The sequence below is a fragment of the Achromobacter sp. 2789STDY5608615 genome, from assembly GCF_001298995.1.
GTDB classification, from domain to species: Bacteria; Pseudomonadota; Gammaproteobacteria; order Burkholderiales; family Burkholderiaceae_B; genus Achromobacter; species Achromobacter insuavis.
In genome coordinates this window covers 60,327-76,803 of sequence record NZ_CYTY01000022.1, presented here as the reverse complement: position 1 = coordinate 76,803, position 16,477 = coordinate 60,327, and the positions used below count along the sequence as shown (strand labels likewise).

General features: G+C 67.4%; 18 protein-coding genes, 1 tRNA gene and 1 pseudogene. 13 read left to right on the top strand and 7 right to left on the bottom strand.

All coding sequences use genetic code 11. The features are described 5' to 3' along the window. A pseudogene (locus tag AOZ49_RS19465) lies at positions 1 to 330 on the bottom strand (phospholipase); the annotation flags it as partial. Between the two features lie 199 nt (positions 331 to 529). Between AOZ49_RS19465 and AOZ49_RS19460 the strand changes: the two are divergent. Together AOZ49_RS19460 and AOZ49_RS19455 are read left to right on the top strand one after the other, a co-directional pair. Then, positions 530 to 2,119, top strand: a complete 1,590-nt coding sequence (locus AOZ49_RS19460) for an alanine/glycine:cation symporter family protein (protein WP_082380502.1) — start codon at positions 530 to 532, stop codon at positions 2,117 to 2,119. Between the two features lie 33 nt (positions 2,120 to 2,152). After that, the gene (locus AOZ49_RS19455) at positions 2,153 to 3,598 is read left to right on the top strand and encodes an amidase (protein WP_054431629.1); all 1,446 of its coding nucleotides are present in this window, start codon (positions 2,153 to 2,155) and stop codon (positions 3,596 to 3,598) included. A 67-nt stretch (positions 3,599 to 3,665) separates the two neighbouring features. On the opposite strand, the gene AOZ49_RS19450 is transcribed toward AOZ49_RS19455, so the two are convergent. Further along, positions 3,666 to 5,168 carry an L-piperidine-6-carboxylate dehydrogenase gene (locus tag AOZ49_RS19450; protein WP_054477211.1) on the bottom strand — a complete coding sequence of 501 codons (1,503 nt, stop codon included), beginning with the start codon at positions 5,166 to 5,168 and terminating at the stop codon, positions 3,666 to 3,668. Positions 5,169 to 5,296: 128 nt separating this feature from the next. On the opposite strand from AOZ49_RS19450, the gene AOZ49_RS19445 reads away from it, so the two are divergent. The 7 genes from AOZ49_RS19445 to AOZ49_RS19415 all read left to right on the top strand — a co-directional run bounded on the left by AOZ49_RS19445 (position 5,297) and on the right by AOZ49_RS19415 (position 10,619). Beyond that, positions 5,297 to 6,052 carry an amino acid ABC transporter ATP-binding protein gene (locus tag AOZ49_RS19445; protein ID WP_054431737.1) on the top strand — a complete coding sequence of 252 codons (756 nt, stop codon included), beginning with the start codon at positions 5,297 to 5,299 and terminating at the stop codon, positions 6,050 to 6,052. A gap of 230 nt (positions 6,053 to 6,282) precedes the next feature. Then, on the top strand, positions 6,283 to 7,074 hold the full coding sequence (locus AOZ49_RS19440) for an ABC transporter substrate-binding protein (protein ID WP_054431627.1): 792 nt from the start codon (positions 6,283 to 6,285) through the stop codon (positions 7,072 to 7,074). A gap of 37 nt (positions 7,075 to 7,111) precedes the next feature. After that, complete coding sequence (locus tag AOZ49_RS19435) at positions 7,112 to 7,804, top strand: amino acid ABC transporter permease (RefSeq protein WP_054477210.1); 693 nt, start codon at positions 7,112 to 7,114, stop codon at positions 7,802 to 7,804. A gap of 2 nt (positions 7,805 to 7,806) precedes the next feature. Continuing rightward, positions 7,807 to 8,496 carry an amino acid ABC transporter permease gene (locus AOZ49_RS19430; RefSeq protein ID WP_054431625.1) on the top strand — a complete coding sequence of 230 codons (690 nt, stop codon included), beginning with the start codon at positions 7,807 to 7,809 and terminating at the stop codon, positions 8,494 to 8,496. Positions 8,497 to 8,543: 47 nt separating this feature from the next. Continuing rightward, complete coding sequence (locus AOZ49_RS19425; RefSeq protein ID WP_054477209.1) at positions 8,544 to 9,836, top strand: NAD(P)/FAD-dependent oxidoreductase; 1,293 nt, start codon at positions 8,544 to 8,546, stop codon at positions 9,834 to 9,836. 12 nt (positions 9,837 to 9,848) lie between these two features. Further along, positions 9,849 to 10,433, top strand: coding sequence for a helix-turn-helix domain-containing protein (locus AOZ49_RS19420; protein ID WP_054477208.1), 585 nt, complete (start codon positions 9,849 to 9,851; stop codon positions 10,431 to 10,433). A gap of 109 nt (positions 10,434 to 10,542) precedes the next feature. After that, positions 10,543 to 10,619 (top strand) — tRNA-Arg (locus tag AOZ49_RS19415). A 111-nt stretch (positions 10,620 to 10,730) separates the two neighbouring features. On the opposite strand, the gene AOZ49_RS19410 is transcribed toward AOZ49_RS19415, so the two are convergent. Together AOZ49_RS19410 and AOZ49_RS19405 are read right to left on the bottom strand one after the other, a co-directional pair. Beyond that, on the bottom strand, positions 10,731 to 11,126 hold the full coding sequence (locus AOZ49_RS19410; RefSeq protein ID WP_054477206.1) for a type II toxin-antitoxin system HicB family antitoxin: 396 nt from the start codon (positions 11,124 to 11,126) through the stop codon (positions 10,731 to 10,733). A 20-nt stretch (positions 11,127 to 11,146) separates the two neighbouring features. After that, positions 11,147 to 11,329, bottom strand: a complete 183-nt coding sequence (locus AOZ49_RS19405; RefSeq protein WP_054477203.1) for a type II toxin-antitoxin system HicA family toxin — start codon at positions 11,327 to 11,329, stop codon at positions 11,147 to 11,149. Between the two features lie 92 nt (positions 11,330 to 11,421). Between AOZ49_RS19405 and AOZ49_RS19400 the strand changes: the two genes are divergently transcribed. From AOZ49_RS19400 to AOZ49_RS19390, 3 genes are all read left to right on the top strand, one after another. Beyond that, the gene (locus AOZ49_RS19400) at positions 11,422 to 11,796 is read left to right on the top strand and encodes an SH3 domain-containing protein (protein ID WP_054477200.1); all 375 of its coding nucleotides are present in this window, start codon (positions 11,422 to 11,424) and stop codon (positions 11,794 to 11,796) included. Between the two features lie 308 nt (positions 11,797 to 12,104). Next, positions 12,105 to 12,968: an alpha/beta hydrolase family protein gene (locus tag AOZ49_RS19395; protein WP_231690392.1), complete on the top strand. Its 864-nt coding sequence runs from the start codon at positions 12,105 to 12,107 to the stop codon at positions 12,966 to 12,968. A 43-nt stretch (positions 12,969 to 13,011) separates the two neighbouring features. Further along, the gene (locus AOZ49_RS19390; protein WP_054477197.1) at positions 13,012 to 13,599 is read left to right on the top strand and encodes a GrpB family protein; all 588 of its coding nucleotides are present in this window, start codon (positions 13,012 to 13,014) and stop codon (positions 13,597 to 13,599) included. A 142-nt stretch (positions 13,600 to 13,741) separates the two neighbouring features. Here the strand turns inward: AOZ49_RS19390 and AOZ49_RS19385 are convergent, their stop codons facing one another. From AOZ49_RS19385 to AOZ49_RS34025, 3 genes are all read right to left on the bottom strand, one after another. Further along, positions 13,742 to 14,230: a hypothetical protein gene (locus tag AOZ49_RS19385; protein WP_054477190.1), complete on the bottom strand. Its 489-nt coding sequence runs from the start codon at positions 14,228 to 14,230 to the stop codon at positions 13,742 to 13,744. A gap of 160 nt (positions 14,231 to 14,390) precedes the next feature. Continuing rightward, positions 14,391 to 15,503 (bottom strand): glycosyltransferase family 4 protein, encoded by a 1,113-nt coding sequence (locus AOZ49_RS19380; RefSeq protein WP_054431615.1) that lies wholly within the window; start codon positions 15,501 to 15,503, stop codon positions 14,391 to 14,393. A 32-nt stretch (positions 15,504 to 15,535) separates the two neighbouring features. Continuing rightward, entirely contained in the window at positions 15,536 to 15,727 is a 192-nt protein-coding gene (locus tag AOZ49_RS34025; RefSeq protein WP_369815830.1) for a hypothetical protein, read from the bottom strand. 19 nt (positions 15,728 to 15,746) lie between these two features. Between AOZ49_RS34025 and AOZ49_RS34020 the strand changes: the two genes are divergently transcribed. After that, on the top strand, positions 15,747 to 16,477 hold a 731-nt coding region (locus AOZ49_RS34020; protein WP_369815826.1), incomplete at its 3' end, for a hypothetical protein.

Below are 16,477 nucleotides of genomic sequence, written 5' to 3'. Positions count from 1 at the left end.
GGCGGGCACTTCCGCGCTCCAGGCCATCCGCGCGAAATTGTTGACCGGCACGCTGTAATTGGCCTTGCCGCCCTGCAGCTTGGCCAGGCTGCGCACGATCTGGCCATCCTGGCCGCGCCACTGCAGCACCAGCTCGGGCGGCGCTTCCCAGGTGGCGCGGGCATTGCCTTCGTTGAAATACACGGCCTCGATGGTGACGGTATCGCCGGGGGCGGCGGACGGCCGGTCCAGCCGGTACGACACGCCGGCGGCCGCGGTGCCGCCCAGGCCCAGGGCCAGGGCGGCGGTGAGGGTGCGCAAGGGAAGGGCGATGCGTCGGGACATGGTCATGGAAGGCCGTTTGAATTGTGACGAAGCAATGTAGCATCGCCCCGGCCTACATTTTGTAAGTCGGGCTTATCGAATGTAGGACTTGCAACATGCGCGGGGACCATCCCTGAGCGCCCGCGGCATGCCGCAGGCGCCGCCCGCATATAAGACCTATGCCGGTTAGCAGCCCAATACTCTGAAGATAGACTTCAACGCATGAATGTCCGGGATCGCCGGATTCAAGCGTGTCTTCGCATTCCGTCGCGTCGTCGCCAGGTTCCTCGGTCCCCAACGATTGGCCACGCGCACCGAGTGGCCATCAAGAAAATCACCAGAAAAACGGGCGCTGAACATGGAATCCTCCGTCTGCCATGGCTGCATGCTCCATCTGGAGGCATACATCAACTGGCTCGACGACATCATCTGGGGCCGCTATTTCATCGTGATCCTGCTGGCTGTCGGCATCTATTACAGCATCCGGTTGAAGTTTCCCCAGGTCGTGATGGCGAAATACGCGCTCTCCGTGATTACCGAAAAAGACCACGGCGCAAAAGGGAACAAGAGCCATATTTCGCCCTATGAGGCCTTGATGATCTCCATGGGGACGCGCGTCGGCATCGGCACGATCGTCGGCATGGCGGTCGCCGTGGTGCAGGGAGGCCCGGGCGTGATCGTCTGGATGTGGCTGGCGGCCTTCCTGAACGGTGCCATTTCCGTGGCGGAAAACACCCTGGGGCAGGTCTACAAGAGCCGCGATGGCGACGGCTTCAAGGGCGGGGCGCCGTACTACCTGGCGAAAGGACTGGGCGCCAGGAAGCTCGCCATTGTCAGCAGCGCGCTGATGATCCTGACAGGCTGGTCGTTTTCCGTGCTGTTCAGCTACACCATCTACACCTCCTTCGAACCCTGGGTGCCGGCGGCGGCCGCCGGCGCGAGCCATCTGAGCCTGTACGTGGGCGCCGGCATCGTCGTGTTCGCGTCGATCATGTTCTTTGGCGGCGGCAGGTACATCGCGAGATTCACCAGCTATGTCACGCCGTTCATGTCCGTGGGTTTCATCCTGATCGCCCTGTACAGCATCGCCATCCACTGGGACAAGGCCGGACGGATACTCGGACAGATACTCGACAGCGCCTTTGACGTCGGCAGCATCCTGGGCGGCTTTGCCGGCAGCGTGCTCGTCATCGGCATCAAGCGGGCGATGTTCGCCAACGAGGCCGGGCTGGGCTCCGTGCCGGGGGCGGCCGCGGCCGCGCATACCAGCCATCCGGTCAAGCAGGGGATCGTCCAGGCATTCTGCGTGTTCGTCGATACGCTGATTGCCTCGCTGAGCGTGCTTTTCGTGCTGTTCAGCGACAGTTACGGCAATGCGCTGACCGATGCGGACGGGCAGAGGCTGACGGCCCTGCCATTGGTGCAATCCGCCATGCGCGAGTCGTTGGGCGTGTTCGGCAACTACTACATGACCTTCCTGATCGTGGTGCTGACCGCCACGGTGCTGGTGGGTTCGTATTACATCGGCCAGATGAACCTCAAGTACATCTCGGATAAGCGCCTGACGGTGAACGCATACCGGATCGTCACGATAGGGGTCCTGTTCATCGGCGCGCAGGCCTCGCTGGACCTGGCATGGAACACGGCCAATGTGGTGATGGGCCTGTGCGCCACCATCAATATCGTCGCCGTGTTTCTGTTGTTCAAGGTGGTGAAGGTCAGCGTGGATGACTTTCTGAACCAAAAGAGACAGGGCATCAATCCGACCTTCAGCGCCAGGAAACTTGGCATTGAAAACGCGGAATGCTGGGACTGAGAAGATCGATCGTCAGGACAAGGAGAGTCCGTCATGCATTTCAACGACACCACGGCAGTCAGGAAAAGCCTGCCCGCCACGCCGCTCTGGCAGTGGACGGCCACCGAAATCGCGCGGGCCATTCGCCACAAGGCGGTCAGTTCGGTCGAGGCGACCCAAAGCGTGCTCGATCGCATCGAGCAGGTCAATCCGCGGCTGAATGCCATCATCAACCTGATGACGGACAAGGCGCTGCTTCAGGCCAGGCAGGCCGACGAGCTGTTGGCGCGCGGAACGCTGTTGTCGCCCCTGCATGGCGTTCCCGTCACGATCAAGGACAACGTCGATGTGAAGGGCGAGAGAAACACCAACGGCGGCGTCTTCAGGAATCGTGTCAGCCAGCACGACAGCACGATCGCGGAAAACTTCAACGCCGCGGGCTGCGTCACGCTCGGCATGACCAATCTGCCGGAATTCGCGCTGCGTTTTTTCTCCGAGAATCCGCTGTTCGGACGCACGCTGAATCCCTGGGACGAGGCATTGACGCCCGGCGGCAGCAGCGGCGGCGCGGCAAGCGCCGTGGCCTCGGGCATGGGTTTCATCGGGCATGGCAACGATATCGGCGGCTCGATTCGTTATCCGGCGTATGCCTGCGGGGTGTACGGGTTGCGCCCGACCTGGGGCACGGTGCCGCAATTCGATCCCGGCAGTCCCGGCGGCCGGGCGTTTGCCAGTGCGTTCTTTTCGGTCGAAGGCCCCCTGGCGCGTTGCGTCAACGACATCCGCCTGGGGCTGGAGGTGCTGTCACGCAAAAGTATCCGGGATCAGGCCTGGGTGCCCGCGCCGCTGACCTATGACGAACACAGGATCAAGCGCATCGCGCTGGTGACGGAAATAGAGGGCATGCGGATCGAACCCGTCATCAAGGACAATCTGCGCAAGACCGCGGCCTGGCTGGAGCAGGATGGCTATGTGGTCGAAGAGATAACGCTGCCGGATTTCCTGCTGGCGACGGAAGTCTGGAGCAAGATCGTGGTCGCCGATAAAACCACCATGATGGGCGAGGTCGTTGCCGAATTGGGTTCCCGCGACATCCAGCGGGCATGGCGGGATATGTGCGACGTGTATGGGGGCGCCAAGGACCTGCGCGAATACATCCTCGCCATTGCCAAGCGCGATGAACTGAGGCGGCGCTACAACGAGATCCTGGCGGTGTATCCCGTGATCATGCTGCCGATCTCGGGGCAGGAGCCGTTCCGGTGGGGGGATGACTTGAAAGGCGCCGACCACTTCCGCAATGTGCTGCTCCCGGCGCAGATTCCCCTGCTGTCGCTGGTGGCCTTGAACTATCCCTCCATGAGCGTGCCGACGGGACTGCGTGATGGCCATGTGCCCCAGGGCGTGCAACTGTTCGCCGCCGACTTCCGCGCGGACCTGTGCATGCAGGTGGCCGAGGACATCGAGCATCACGCCAGGATGCCCTTCGCGTTCGGCGATTGACGCCGGTGGCCCCATGATGCCCGCACGGCATTGCCTGTGCGGGTCATGGGGCCACGGGGCGCGCGGCTTATTCGCCGAACTTGATGCCCTGCGCCAGCGGCAGGTTGCGCGAGTAGTTGATGGTGTTGGTGGCGCGGCGCATGTAGTTGCGCCAGGCATCCGAACCCGACTCGCGGCCGCCGCCGGTTTCCTTTTCACCGCCGAAGGCGCCGCCGATCTCGGCGCCCGAGGTGCCGATGTTGACGTTGGCGATGCCGCAGTCCGAACCCGAGGCCGACAGGAAGGTCTCGGCCTCGCGCAGGTCGTTGGTGAAGATGGCCGACGACAGGCCTTGCGGCACGCCGTTCTGCAGCGCCAGCGCCTGGTTGAAGTCGCTGTAGCGCATCACGTACAGGATCGGCGCGAAGGTCTCGTGGCAGACCACGTCGGTCTGGCCGGGCATCTCGGCGATGGCGGGGCGCACGTACCAGGCGTCCGGGTACTGGTCGGCCAGCACGCGTTCGCCGCCGGTGACCTTGCCGCCCTGTTCGCCGGCGGCCTTGAGCGCGGCCTGCATGGCGTCGAACGAGGCGCGGTCGATCAGCGGGCCGACCAGGTTCTTGCCGTCCAGCGGGTTGCCGATGGGCGCGCTGGCATAGGCCTTGTGCAGGCGTTGCAGCAGGTCGTTGGCCACGCTTTCGTGCACGATCAGGCGGCGCGTGGTGGTGCAGCGCTGGCCGGCGGTGCCGATGGCGCCGAAGACGATGCCGCGCGCGGCCATGTCGAGGTCGGCGGTGGGGCCGACGATGATGGCGTTGTTGCCGCCCAGTTCCAGCAGCACGCGGCCGAAGCGCTGCGCCACGCGCGGGCCGACCTGGCGGCCCATGCGGGTCGAGCCGGTGGCCGACACCAGCGCCACGGCGTGCGAATCCACCAGCGCCTCGCCGATGTCGCGGCCGCCGATCAGCACTTCCGACAGGCCGGCCGGCGCGTCGCCGAAGCGCTGTACCGCCTGCGCGAACAGCGCCTGGCAGGCCAGGGCGGTCAGCGGCGTCTTTTCCGACGGCTTCCAGACCACGGCGTTGCCGCACACCAGCGCCAGCGCGGCATTCCACGACCACACCGCCACCGGGAAGTTGAAGGCGCTGATGACGCCCACCACGCCCAGCGGATGCCAGGTTTCCATCATGCGGTGGCCGGGGCGCTCGGAGGCGATGGTCAGGCCGTACAGCTGGCGCGACAGGCCCACGGCGAAGTCGCAGATGTCGATCATTTCCTGAACCTCGCCTTCGCCCTCGGCCACGATCTTGCCGGCTTCCAGGCTGACCAGGCGGCCCAGCTCGCGCTTGTGCTGGCGCAGCGTCTCGCCGAACAGGCGCAGCAGTTCGCCGCGGCGCGGCGCCGGCACGTCGCGCCAGGCCAGGCTGGCCTGGCGGGCGCGGGTGATGGCCGCATGGGCCTGCGCCACCGTGTGCTCGTGGACCTGGGCCAGCTCGGCGCCGTCGATCGGGCTGCGGGCGACGAGCGTGCCGCCGGTCAGGGTCGCGGGGGTGAGGCCGAGTGCGCGCAGGATGTCTTGGGGCGTGTCCATACCGGTTCCTTGGAGATGCCGGCGAAGGGGCGAGCCTTCGCTTAAGGGTTATGCCTAAGTGGCGATTCTGGAAATAAATTTACTATACGAAACTCCAGCGTGAAATGCGAAACCTTTTTTTGAAGGCGATGCGCGTGTCAGAACCCCTGCTGCTAGTCGAGTCGGTCACCAAGACCTACCAGCGCGAAGGCCAGCCCGATCATCTGGCGCTGGCGGGCATCGACTGCCGTCTGGACCGTGGCGAGGTGCTGGTGGTGGTGGGGCCGTCGGGCTCGGGCAAGAGCACCTTCCTGCGCACCCTCAATGGCCTGGAGCGCATCGACAGCGGCACCATCCGGGTCGACGGCGTGTCGCTGACCGACCCGGCCACCGACGTCAACCGCTGGCGCACCGACGTCGGCATGGTGTTCCAGCACTTCAATTTGTTCCAGCATCGCACCGCGCTCGACAACGTGGCCCTGCCGCAGCGCGTGGTGCGCGGCCGCGACCGGGCCCAGGCCGAGCGTTACGCGCTCGAATTGCTGGACCGGGTCGGCATGGCCGACTTCGGCGCGCGCTATCCCAGCCAGTTGTCCGGCGGCCAGCAGCAGCGCGTGGCGATCGCCCGCGCCCTGGCGATGGATCCCAAGCTGATGCTGTTCGACGAAGCCACCTCGGCGCTCGATCCGGAGACCGTCTGCGGCATCCTGGAGCTGATGCACGCCCTGGCGCGCGACGGCATGACCATGGCGGTGGTGACGCACGAGATGGGCTTCGCCCGCGACGTGGGCGACCGCGCCCTGTTCATGGACGCCGGCCGCATCGTCGAGTCCGGCACCCCGGCCGAGGTCTTCGGCCAGCCGAAAGAGGCGCGCACCCGCGCTTTCCTGGAAAAGATCCTGTAGCGGGCAGCGCCGTTGGCGCCAGCCCGCATGGCCGTTCGTATTTGCGCATCACGCAGTCTTCGCTTCACGCATCACGCAACACGCATCACGTGACAGGCATCAAGCATCAAGCATCACACCGCATCACGCAGCAACCGCAGCAAGCAGGGCCGGCCCGGCCTGACCGGGCGCCGCCGGCATCAGGTGTACGCCCGGAACGACACACGTCATTCATCCAGAAGGGGAAGCAAATGCTGAAAATCAAACAATGGCTGGGCGCCGCCGGCGTCGCGCTGGCCGTGGCGGCGATCGCGCAGCCGGCCCGCGCCGACGAGCTGTCGGACATCATCAAGCGCGGCGAACTGCGGGTGGCGGTGCAGACCTCCGGCCCGCTGATGAGCTTCATGGACAAGAGCGGCAAGCGCACCGGCCTGGCGGTCGAGGTGGCCAAGCGCATGGCCGACGACCTGGGCGTCAAGCTGGTGCTGCAGGACTACGAATGGAAGGGCCTGATCCCGGCGCTGCTGTCGGGCAAGGCCGACATGGTGGCCGCCGACATGACGCCGACCCCGGCGCGCGCCGCCCAGGTGCTGTTCTCGGCGCCGATGTTCTACGCCGACACCGTCGCCGTGGTGCCCAAGGATTCGCCGTACAAGTCGTACGCGGAACTGGACAAGGACGGCGTGACCGTCGGCGCGCTGGGCGCCAGCACCTATGCCGAGGTCGGCAAGAAGATGCTGCCCAAGGCCACGCTCAAGGAATTCTCCGGCGGCAGCGCGCCGGTCGGCCAGGCGCTGTCCACCGGCCGCCTGGACGCCGGCATCATGTCCCTGTCCACCGCCAACCAGTTCCTGGTCGACTTCGGCAACCTGCGGGTGCTGGACGGCATCATGGTGCGCGAGCCGCTGGCCTTCGCCGTCGGCCCCAACGCCTTCCGCCTGAAGTTCTGGCTCGACAACTGGCAGACGCTCAAGACCGCCGACAACACGCTGCCGGAACAGGTCAAGTACTGGTATTCGACCGACTGGAAGAAAGACCACTGATCGCGCGCGCTTCCCACCACTGACCGACAGGACCTGAATGGACTGGCTGATCGACTACTACAACTGGCGCATCGTCAGCCAGTACACGGGCCAGTTCGCCACCGGGCTGGCCAACACCCTGATCGCGGCCGGCGTCAGCCTGGTGCTGTCGGTGCTGGCCGGCATTCCGCTGGCGCTGGCGCGCATGTCGCCGCGCGCCGCGGTCTGGCGGCCGGTGGAGGGCTACGTGCAGTTCATCCGCTCGACCCCGCTGCTGGTGCAGATCTACCTGGTGTATTACGCGGTGCCGATGCTGGTGCCCGGCGCCAAGGGCTGGAGCGAGATGCTGCTGGGCATCCTGGCCATGACGCTGCACCACGCCGCCTACATGAGCGAGATCATCCGCGTCGGCATCGAGTCGGTGCCGCGCGGCCAGATCGAAGGCGCCAAGGCCTGCGGCATGAACTACCACCAGCGCCTGCGCTACGTGGTGCTGCCGCAGGCCTTCGCCAACACGCTGCCGCCGCTGCTGGGGCAGACCGCGGTCCTCATCAAGGACACCTCGCTGCTGTCGCTGATTACCGTCTTCGAACTGGTGGCCGCGGGCGTGCAGATGAACAGCGACCGCATCGTGCCCACCGAGAGCTTCCTGACCATCGCCGCCGGCTATCTGCTGATCTATGCCGTGATGCTGATGCTGTCGCGCGGCGTGAGCCTGTGGCTGGCCGGTCCCGCCTGGAACGCGAGGTAAGCATGCTGGATTCCTACCTGTCCACCGCCGGCGTCGTGCTGCCGTTCCTGCTCAAGGGCTTCTGGGAGACGCTGAAGATCTCGTTCATGGCGATCATCGCGGGCTCGCTGCTGGGCTTCGTGATCGGCGTCATCCGCAGCTACCGCATCCGCGGCCTGCACCAGTTGCTGGGGCTGTACATCCACGTGCTGCGCGGCACGCCGTTCCTGGTGCAGCTCTACATCTTCTACTTCGTGCTGCCCAGCACCGGCATCGAGCTGCTGCACTGGGAGTCGGGCACGGCCGCGTTCGTGTCGCTGTCGGTCTACACCTCGTGCTACGTGGCCGAGATCGTCAGCGGCGCCATCCGCGCCGTGCCGCGCGGCCAGACCGAGGGCGCCATGACGCTGGGCCTGCGGCCGTTGCAGATCCTGCGGCTGGTGATCCTGCCGCAGGCCATGCGCCTGATCGTGCAGCCCATGAGCGGCGTCTACGTCATGCTGATCAAGAGCACCGCCATCCTGTCGGTGGTCGGCATCACCGAGCTGACGCGGCAGGGCGAGGTCTTCATCATCACCTTCCCGGCGAAATCGCTGTTCATCTACAGCATGATCGCCGCCATCTACTTCCTGTACTGCTATCCGCTGCTGCGCCTGGCCACCTGGCTGGAGAAGCGCCTGACCGGCGGGCTGCAGGGCGCCGGGCTGAACTAGGCCCGCCCACATCGACGAGAGTCCCGCACGGGCCCTGACCCACGACCATGGCTACCGAGTACATCGACACCTATTACAAGCGCACGCTGGGCGATGCGCAGACCTACTACCCGCCGCTGGCGGGCGCGGCCGAGACCGACGTCTGCGTCGTGGGCGGCGGGCTGGCCGGCCTGACCACGGCGCTGGAACTGGCCCGCCGCGGCCGCGCCGTGACGCTGCTGGAAGGGCGCCGCATCGCCTGGGGCGCCTCGGGCCGCAACGGCGGCTCGGTGTCGCCCGCGTTCTCGGCCGGCGCCGACGCCATCCGCAAGCACGTCGACGAAGACCACTACCGCCAGCTGTACCGGCTGTCGATGGAGGGCGTCGACATCATCCGCGACAACATCCGCGACCTGCGCATCGCCGACGCCCACAAGGTCGACGGCCGCCTGCGGGTGGTGCGCTACGAGGCCAGCGACGCGCTGCGGCGCTATTGCGAGGACCAGTGGCGCGATTTCGGCCGCGACGTGCGCCTGCTGGGCCGCGCCGAGGTGCGCGAGCGGCTGCTGTCGGACGCCTACTTCCAGGGCATCGAGGACCTGTCGTCGTTCCACTTCCATCCGCTGAACTACGCCCGCGCCCTGGCGCGCGAGTGCGCGCGGCTGGGCGTGCGCATCCACGAGGATTCGCCCGTCACCCAGGCGCGTTTCGAGGGGCCGTCGCGCCAGCTGCGGACCGCCGCCGGCCAGGTCGATGCGCGCACCGTGGTGCTGGCCACCGGCGGCTATACCGGCGACGTGGTGCCGGCGCTGCGTCGGGCGATGCTGCCGATCGCCACCTACATCATGCTGACCGAGCCGCTGGGCGAGCGGGTGCGCGAGGCCATCCGCACCCAGGCCGCCATCGGCGACGACCGCCGCGCCGGCAACTACTACCGGGTGCTCGATGGCGGCCGCATCGGCTGGGGCAGTAGAATCACCACCCGTGTCGATGATCCGCCCGATCTGGCCGAGTCCCTGCGCCGCGAACTGCTCAGCGTCTACCCCCAATTGCAGGGGCTGCGCGTCGAGACCGCGTGGTCCGGGCGCATGGCCTACGCGCGGCATCTGATGCCGCAGATCGGCAAGCTGGCGCCCGACGTCTGGTACTGCACGGCCTTTGGCGGGCACGGCATGAACACCACCGCCATCGGCGGCCGCGTCGTGGCCGAAGGGATTTCCGGCGACAGCCAGCGTTACCGGCTGTTCGAGCCGTTCGGGCTGGCCTGGAACGGCGGGGTGCTGGGCACGGCGGCGGTTCAACTCACATATTGGTCTTACCAGGCGCGCGATTGGTGGCGGGAGCGGCAGTCGCGGGCATGACAGGGTGTACAGATGCAAGGCAACAAACAGAGCGTGTTGGCACAACGGCTGCGAGCCCTGCGCCAGGCGCGCGATTGGACGCTCAAGCAGGCGGCGCAGGCCACCGGCGTATCCGCGTCCACGCTCTCGAAAATCGAGAACGGCCTGCTCTCGCCCACCTATGACAACCTGATCAAGATCGCCGCGGGCCTGGACCTGGACGTGGCCGAGTTGTTCACCGCCTCGGACGCCCACATGGGCACCGGCCGCCGCAGCCTCAGCCGCCAGGGCGAAGGCCGCCAGTACGAAACCCCGTATTACGACCACCGCCTGCTCTGTACCGCGCTGTCGCACAAGCGCATGATGCCGTTCCACACCCGCGTCAAGGCGCGCTCGTTCGACGAATTCCAGGACTGGAGCCGCCATGGCGGGGAGGAATTCGTCTACGTGCTGGAAGGCGAGGTCGAGCTGTACACCGAGTTCTACGAGCCGGCACGGCTGAAGGCGGGCGAGAGCTTCTATATCGACAGCCGCATGGGCCACCGGGTGATCAGCCTGAGCAAACAGGACGCGCTGGTGCTGTGGGTGTCCACCCACGCCGACCTGGGCGAGGAGTGAACCGTTCCAGCGACTGATAAACCGGGCGGTGCGGCCCGGCGGCGCCACGGGCCGTCCGCAACAGGGTAAAATGCGCCGCCCGGACTGGTTCCGGACAGTCACACACCGCGCGGCAGTAGCTCAGCTGGATAGAGCACGGGCCTTCTAAGCCCGGGGTCGGGGGTTCGAGCCCCTCCTGCCGCGCCAGGATCACCCATGGAGTCAACCGTTTGTGCGGTTTCGTGGGTTGCCGACCTGGCAATTACTAGAACAATCAAGCCAGCGTTGGAAAGTTGCCGACGACGCGAAGGACTGGCCTCAGGCCGCGGACGCGGACATTTCGTGTTCGGCGGCCATGGCCAGGAACGCGGAACGCGACATGTGGCGGGCCTCGGCGGCCTGGTCGATGCGATGCACCAGGTTCTCGGGCAGGCTGATGTTCAGCCTGACGGCTTTGGTGTTGACCTTGGACAGATCGATATCCACCATCATCCAGTAGCCGCCCTGGAAGTCTTCGTGGCCCATCCACGCTTCGGGCGTTGAGGGTGCGGGAATGCCCGCGGTGTCGCCGTGGAAATGTGCTTCCACGGCTTCCTGGGCCGCGCGCGGCAGATCCTGCAGATCGTCCGCGGCCGCGAAACAGCCGGGAAAATCCGGGAAGGAGGCCCCGTAGGCGCTGCCTTCATCCTTGTGTACGTGGACCGGGTAGAGCATTCGGATCTCCAAAGGGGCGGCTAACGCAGGCCGGCTTGCTTGAGGATGCTGCGCAGGGTCCGCATCGGCAGGTCTTTCTTGGGGTGTGGCACCGTGACCTTGCCGGGTTTGATCGGATGCTTGAATTGATGATGCGATCCCACGGTGTGCACCAGATGCCAGCCGTCGGCCTTCAATTGCTTGATGAGGTCCGCGCTGTTCATGCTGCATGCCTGCCTACAATACACAAATATACACAACCCTGCCCGCTTTGCCTTGCCCGCGAGAGCATGCGCATCCCACTTGAGGTTTTTCCATGACTATCGAACACGCCTATATCGTCATCGCGCCGCATGTCAGCGAATTCCCCGAGCCCCTGGTCTTGAAATCGGGCGATCGCGTGTCGGTCGGAGAGGTCTATGACGGGCCGGAAGGTTGGCCCGACTGGTACCTGTGCTCGGCGCCCGGGCAGGAGGCGGGTTTCGTGCCGGGGCAGATCCTGGCGCGGCACGGGGACGGCACCGCTTCGTTGCGGGAGGACTTCACCAACAAGGAATTGGATGTGGTTCCGGGCGAGATCCTGCATGGCGGGCGTCAACAAAACGGGTGGGTGTGGGCGACGAGATTGTCCGATGGGGCTGCCGGGTGGGTCCCACTGGAGAATGTGCGCTTGCGCGCGCATGAGGCATGAATGCCCGCCAGGCATCGGGCGTTTTGCCGCTGTCGCAATGAGATTTCCGGTGTGATGGCGCGCGCACGGCAACTCATGCTTGCAACGAGGCAGTCTATGACGCCAGCAGCCTTGACGCGGCGGCCGTGGGCGAAAACTCGGACGCCTGGACATGGCGTATCCTTCGCAGCATGACGCTGGGTACAAAAATCAAAGAGACGCCGCGGGTTTGTCTGCGATTGCGGCAGCGTTGGGTTCGCCTGCTGCTATCGGCCGCCATCCTGGCTGCCTGCCTGCCCGTCCACGCCCAACTGATCGAGCAGGGCCGCTTGCCGCGCCCCGACGGCTCGTCGATCGCCTATTACCTGCAGCAGCGCGATCCGGCGCGGGCCGCCGACAGCCTGCTGGTGGTGGCGCAGGGATCCGACTGCAACAGCGTCGCGCACAACCGCGCGATCCGCGAGCAGCTGTGGCGGGCGCTGCCGGCGGCCGATGTGTTGACGGTCGACAAGTACGGCATCGACGCGGCCTTGCCCTATCAGCAGGACGACGGCGAGAACCGCGCCGATTGTCCGCGGGCGTACCTGCTGCATGACGACTTCGACCAGCGCGTGCGCGACTACGAGGCCGTGATCGCTTTGCTGCGCCGTCATGGCGCGTACCGGCGCGTGGTGGCGTTGGGCGGCAGCGAAGGCGCGGTGGTGGCCAACCTGCTGGCCGCGCGCGGCGGGTCGGTCGACGCCAGTATCGCCTTCAATGGCGGCGGGCGCTGGTTTCTCGACGATGTGCTGCACACCATCGAGGCCGGCGACACGCCGGACGAGGCCAAGGCGGCCTCGGCGGCGGGGTTCCGGGAGTTCGCCGCGTTCCTGCGCGAGACGCCGTCGTCGGATCTGGTGGCCAGCAGTCACGGCCACGCATGGTGGCGGCAGGCGTTGGCGCTGGATCAACAGGCGGTGCTCGCGCGCGTGCGCACGCCGTTGCTGATCGTGCAGGGCGGGCGCGACGCCTCGGTGTCGCCGGAGGCGGTCGAACGCATGGTCGAGGATCTGCGGCGCGCGGGGCAGCGCAATGTCGCCTATCGCGCCTATCCGCGGCTGGACCATGGCCTGCGCGACGCGGACGGCGTCAGCCGCATGGGCGAGGTGGCCGACGACATGGCCGCGTGGCTGCGCGATCTGCCGGCGCCCTGACGCGGGCTTTCTACAATAGCGGTTCGTTGCCCAAGGACACGCCATGCCCACGCCCGAAGACATCATGCGGCACTACGACTCGGATCCCGACGAGGATCCGTGGGTGCGCGGCAAGCCGGCGCCGGAAGCGGTGGCGGTGGCGCCGTACGACCCGGACTGGCCCGCGCGCTATGCGCGCCTGGCCGCCGACATCGCGGCGGCGCTGGGGCCGGCGGCGCTGCGCATCGACCACGTGGGGTCGACGGCGGTGCCGGGGCTGCCGGCCAAGCCGGTGGTGGACATCGACGTGGCGGTGGCCGACCCGGCCGACGAGGCCGCTTACGTGCCCGCGCTGGAAGCGCTGGGCTATGTGCTGACGATCCGCGAGCCGTCGTGGCACCAGCATCGCTGCCTGCAATTGGCGGCGCCGCGCGTCAACCTGCATGTGTTCGGCCCGGATTGCCCCGAGAACATCCGCCACCGCATGTTCCGCGACTGGCTGCGCGCGCATGACGATGACCGCGATCGCTACGCGGCGGCCAAGCATGCCGCCGCGCAAGGGGTGGACCAGGTGGCCGACTACAACCTGCGCAAGCAGGCGGTGATCCGCGAGATCTACGAACGGATGTTCCGGGCGGCCGGCTTTCTCTAGCGTTCGCTTGCGGATCCGAATGACGGCGCGCTGACGATGCGTCGGGCGCCGATGCGCCGGGCGCCGATGCGTCGGGCGCCGGTGCGCCGGGAGTCAATGCGCCGGGCGCCTGCGCGGCCGCGCCCGGCGGCGGCCGCCGGGATCAGCCTCCGCTCAGGAACAGCTTGTCGCAGTAGCCGCCCAAGAGGTCGTACGACACGATGGTCTTGTTGGCGTCGGTGGTGAACGACATGTAGCAGGATTCGCCTTCCTGGGTGTAGTAGCCCGTCGGCGCCGTGTTCTGCTGGTAGATCGGGATGGCGCCCTGGCCGCCGCCGGCCGGCAGCACCGTGACCAGCGTGCTGCCCGTCGACGCCGTGCCGGTCTGGACGAAGTTCCGGTGCTGGGTCGAGCCGTAGCGGCTCCAGGTGTGCACGTAGCGCGGGTTCTGCGGGGTGCCGATGTTGGGATAGGCGGCCGAGCCGCCCTGGGCATCCTCGGGGCCGAACTGCGCGGTGACCGCGTCGAGGTTCTGGCCGATCATGCTGTTGGCGTAGCGGTTCAGCTGGTTGGCGGGCGGGTGGTAGACGCAACCGCTCACCAGGGCGAAACCCAGGGCGGCGGAACCGATGGACAGGGTGCGGCGGATCATGAGGCGCTTCTCGTGAAGTCCGAAAGCGCGAATTCTATTTCCAGGTCGGCCCAGACAGGAAATCGTCAGCGTAAAAGACGTAACCAGGTATATGCGGCGCGGCTCGAGGACGGGCTCGAACGCGTCACGGGCTCGTCCGGGATGCCGCTCGCGGCGGCGCCTATGTCCGCGCCATCGCGTGCGCGTAAGCATCCAGCGTGCGGTGCATCTGGCCGGCCAGGCGGAAGTGCGATTCGGCGTAGCCGCGCGCATGGGCCACGGCGGCGGCGGTGGCGGCGGGGTCGGCGCGGATCTGCATGATGCGGTCGGCGAAGCCGGCGATGTCGCCGGGCTCGGCCAGCCAGCCGGTGTCGCCGGGCCGGACGATCTCGGGCAGGCCGCCGACATTGCTGGCCACCACGGGGCAGCGCACGGCGAACGACTCCGGCACCACCCGCGACCAGGCTTCGGTGGCGGACGGCACCAGCACCACGTCGGAGGCATGGATGAGATCGGCCACGTCGGCGCGGTGGCCGGCGAACACCACGTGCTCGGCAATGCCGAGCTGCGCGGCCAGGATGCGCAGCTCGTTCGCGTACGCCTGGGTGGCGGCGGTGGCCATGCCCACCACCAGCGCGGTGGCCGGCACCGCGTGGCGGCGCAGCCGCAGCACCACGCGCAGCAGGTCGGCCTGGCGTTTCTCGGGGCGCAGCATGCCGATGGTCGAGATCACGTAGTCGTGCGGGCCCAGCGCCAGCTCGCGCCGCACCTGGCGGCGCACGCCCGGCTTGTCGGCGGCGCGGAAGAACTCGTCGCCGGCCCACTCGCCCACCACGCTGATGCGGTCGGCCGGCGCCAGCCGCGCGTCCAGCAGCGCGTCGCGGCCGGCGGCGCTGGTGGCGATCACGTGGTCGCAGCCCAGCTTCCATTCCAGGCGGCGGCGCGCGCTGGTCGGCATGGGCTTGGCGAAATGGCGAGTGCGCACCACGGCGCACAGGTCGCGGCACAGCGCGCCGGTCTTGCCGTCGGCGCGGCTATGGCTGTCGATGACGTCGATGTGCAGGCGCCGCACGGCGCGCCGCAGCCGCAGCACGGTGACCGGCGAATAGGGCGCGTCGAAGTTGATGTCGACGGTGGCGATGCCGCGCTGGCGCGCCGCCAGGTTGATGGCGCTGCCGGCGGGGGCGGCGATGGCCGCGTCATGGCCGTGGCGCGCCAGCCAGCAGGCCTGGTCGAGCGTGCGGAACTCGAGTCCGCCCAGGCTTTTTTCGCCGAGAGTATGCAGGATCCGCATGGTGTGACCTGATGGGTAAGGACGGCCGCGTGTCAGGCGCGGGCCGCGGGCGCGTGCGACAGCACGCGTGCACAGGCGTGCGCGACCTGGTCCGGGGTGATCGAGTTGATGCCGTCGCGCGGATGCCGCGGCACGACGTCGGTGGCGTTGCGACGGCGCCAGAACCATTCCGGATTGGCGCTGTTGAAGATGCCGACGTAGGGCACGCCGGCAGCCTGCGCCACGTGCGACGGGCCGCAGTCGTTGGCCACCACCAGGCGCGCGCAGCATGATCGCGCTCAGTTCGGACAGCGGCCGACAGTAGGCCACTTCGATGTCGGCGCGCCGCAGGGCGTCCAGCTCGGCGCGCTCGCGCGCTTCCTGCTGGCCCAGCACGAAGGTGTAGCGGGTGTCGGCGCCCAGCAGCGGCTTGAGCCGGTCGGCCAGCCGCAGGTAGTGCGCCAGGCTCCAGCGCTTGAAGGGACCCGATCCGCCGCCGGGAATGAACACCACGTCCGCGCCGAGCGTGGTGTGTCGGTGCGCGCGGGCCAGTTCGGTGAAGCAGCGGCGCGCCGCCTCCTCGGCGTTCAGCGGACGGTACGACGCCAGCAGGCGCAGGTTGGCCAGGCCGATGTACTCGGCCTCGTCCTTGCGATGGCAATGGGTCCACACCAGGTCGCTGAAGCGGGCATTGCGAAAGCCCAGCCGGATGGCGGGCAGCCGCAGCAGGTTGATGAGGCCGAAGCGTTCGCTGCTGTGGTGCAGGCTGACCGACACCTGGGTCCGCGCGGTCAGGCTGCGGGCGTAATCCAGCAGGCTGCGGGCGCGCACGAATTCATCGACCCACGGCAGGCCGCGGTAGATGTGGCCGACGTCGTCGCGCGCGACGACCTTGACCTGCCGCGCGGGCCACCAGGCCTTGAGCTGGTAGAGCGTCGCGAAGGCGACGATCTGGTCGCCCAGCTGGGGCTGGCTTCTGACGTAGACGACGATGT

What these genes read in the sequence shown, in the direction of transcription:
- AOZ49_RS19390 (WP_054477197.1), top strand. Translation starts at nt 13,012, where the DNA reads ATGCCCACGCCCGAAGACATCATGCGGCACTACGACTCGGATCCCGAC.
- AOZ49_RS19440 (WP_054431627.1), top strand. Translation starts at nt 6,283, where the DNA reads ATGCTGAAAATCAAACAATGGCTGGGCGCCGCCGGCGTCGCGCTGGCC.
- AOZ49_RS19385 (WP_054477190.1), bottom strand. Translation starts at nt 14,230, where the DNA reads ATGATCCGCCGCACCCTGTCCATCGGTTCCGCCGCCCTGGGTTTCGCC.
- AOZ49_RS19455 (WP_054431629.1), top strand. Translation starts at nt 2,153, where the DNA reads ATGCATTTCAACGACACCACGGCAGTCAGGAAAAGCCTGCCCGCCACG.
- AOZ49_RS19400 (WP_054477200.1), top strand. Translation starts at nt 11,422, where the DNA reads ATGACTATCGAACACGCCTATATCGTCATCGCGCCGCATGTCAGCGAA.
- AOZ49_RS19410 (WP_054477206.1), bottom strand. Translation starts at nt 11,126, where the DNA reads ATGCTCTACCCGGTCCACGTACACAAGGATGAAGGCAGCGCCTACGGG.
- AOZ49_RS19435 (WP_054477210.1), top strand. Translation starts at nt 7,112, where the DNA reads ATGGACTGGCTGATCGACTACTACAACTGGCGCATCGTCAGCCAGTAC.
- AOZ49_RS19420 (WP_054477208.1), top strand. Translation starts at nt 9,849, where the DNA reads ATGCAAGGCAACAAACAGAGCGTGTTGGCACAACGGCTGCGAGCCCTG.
- AOZ49_RS19450 (WP_054477211.1), bottom strand. Translation starts at nt 5,168, where the DNA reads ATGGACACGCCCCAAGACATCCTGCGCGCACTCGGCCTCACCCCCGCG.
- AOZ49_RS19425 (WP_054477209.1), top strand. Translation starts at nt 8,544, where the DNA reads ATGGCTACCGAGTACATCGACACCTATTACAAGCGCACGCTGGGCGAT.
- AOZ49_RS19445 (WP_054431737.1), top strand. Translation starts at nt 5,297, where the DNA reads ATGCGCGTGTCAGAACCCCTGCTGCTAGTCGAGTCGGTCACCAAGACC.
- AOZ49_RS19380 (WP_054431615.1), bottom strand. Translation starts at nt 15,503, where the DNA reads ATGCGGATCCTGCATACTCTCGGCGAAAAAAGCCTGGGCGGACTCGAG.
- AOZ49_RS19405 (WP_054477203.1), bottom strand. Translation starts at nt 11,329, where the DNA reads ATGAACAGCGCGGACCTCATCAAGCAATTGAAGGCCGACGGCTGGCAT.
- AOZ49_RS19430 (WP_054431625.1), top strand. Translation starts at nt 7,807, where the DNA reads ATGCTGGATTCCTACCTGTCCACCGCCGGCGTCGTGCTGCCGTTCCTG.
- AOZ49_RS19460 (WP_082380502.1), top strand. Translation starts at nt 530, where the DNA reads ATGTCCGGGATCGCCGGATTCAAGCGTGTCTTCGCATTCCGTCGCGTC.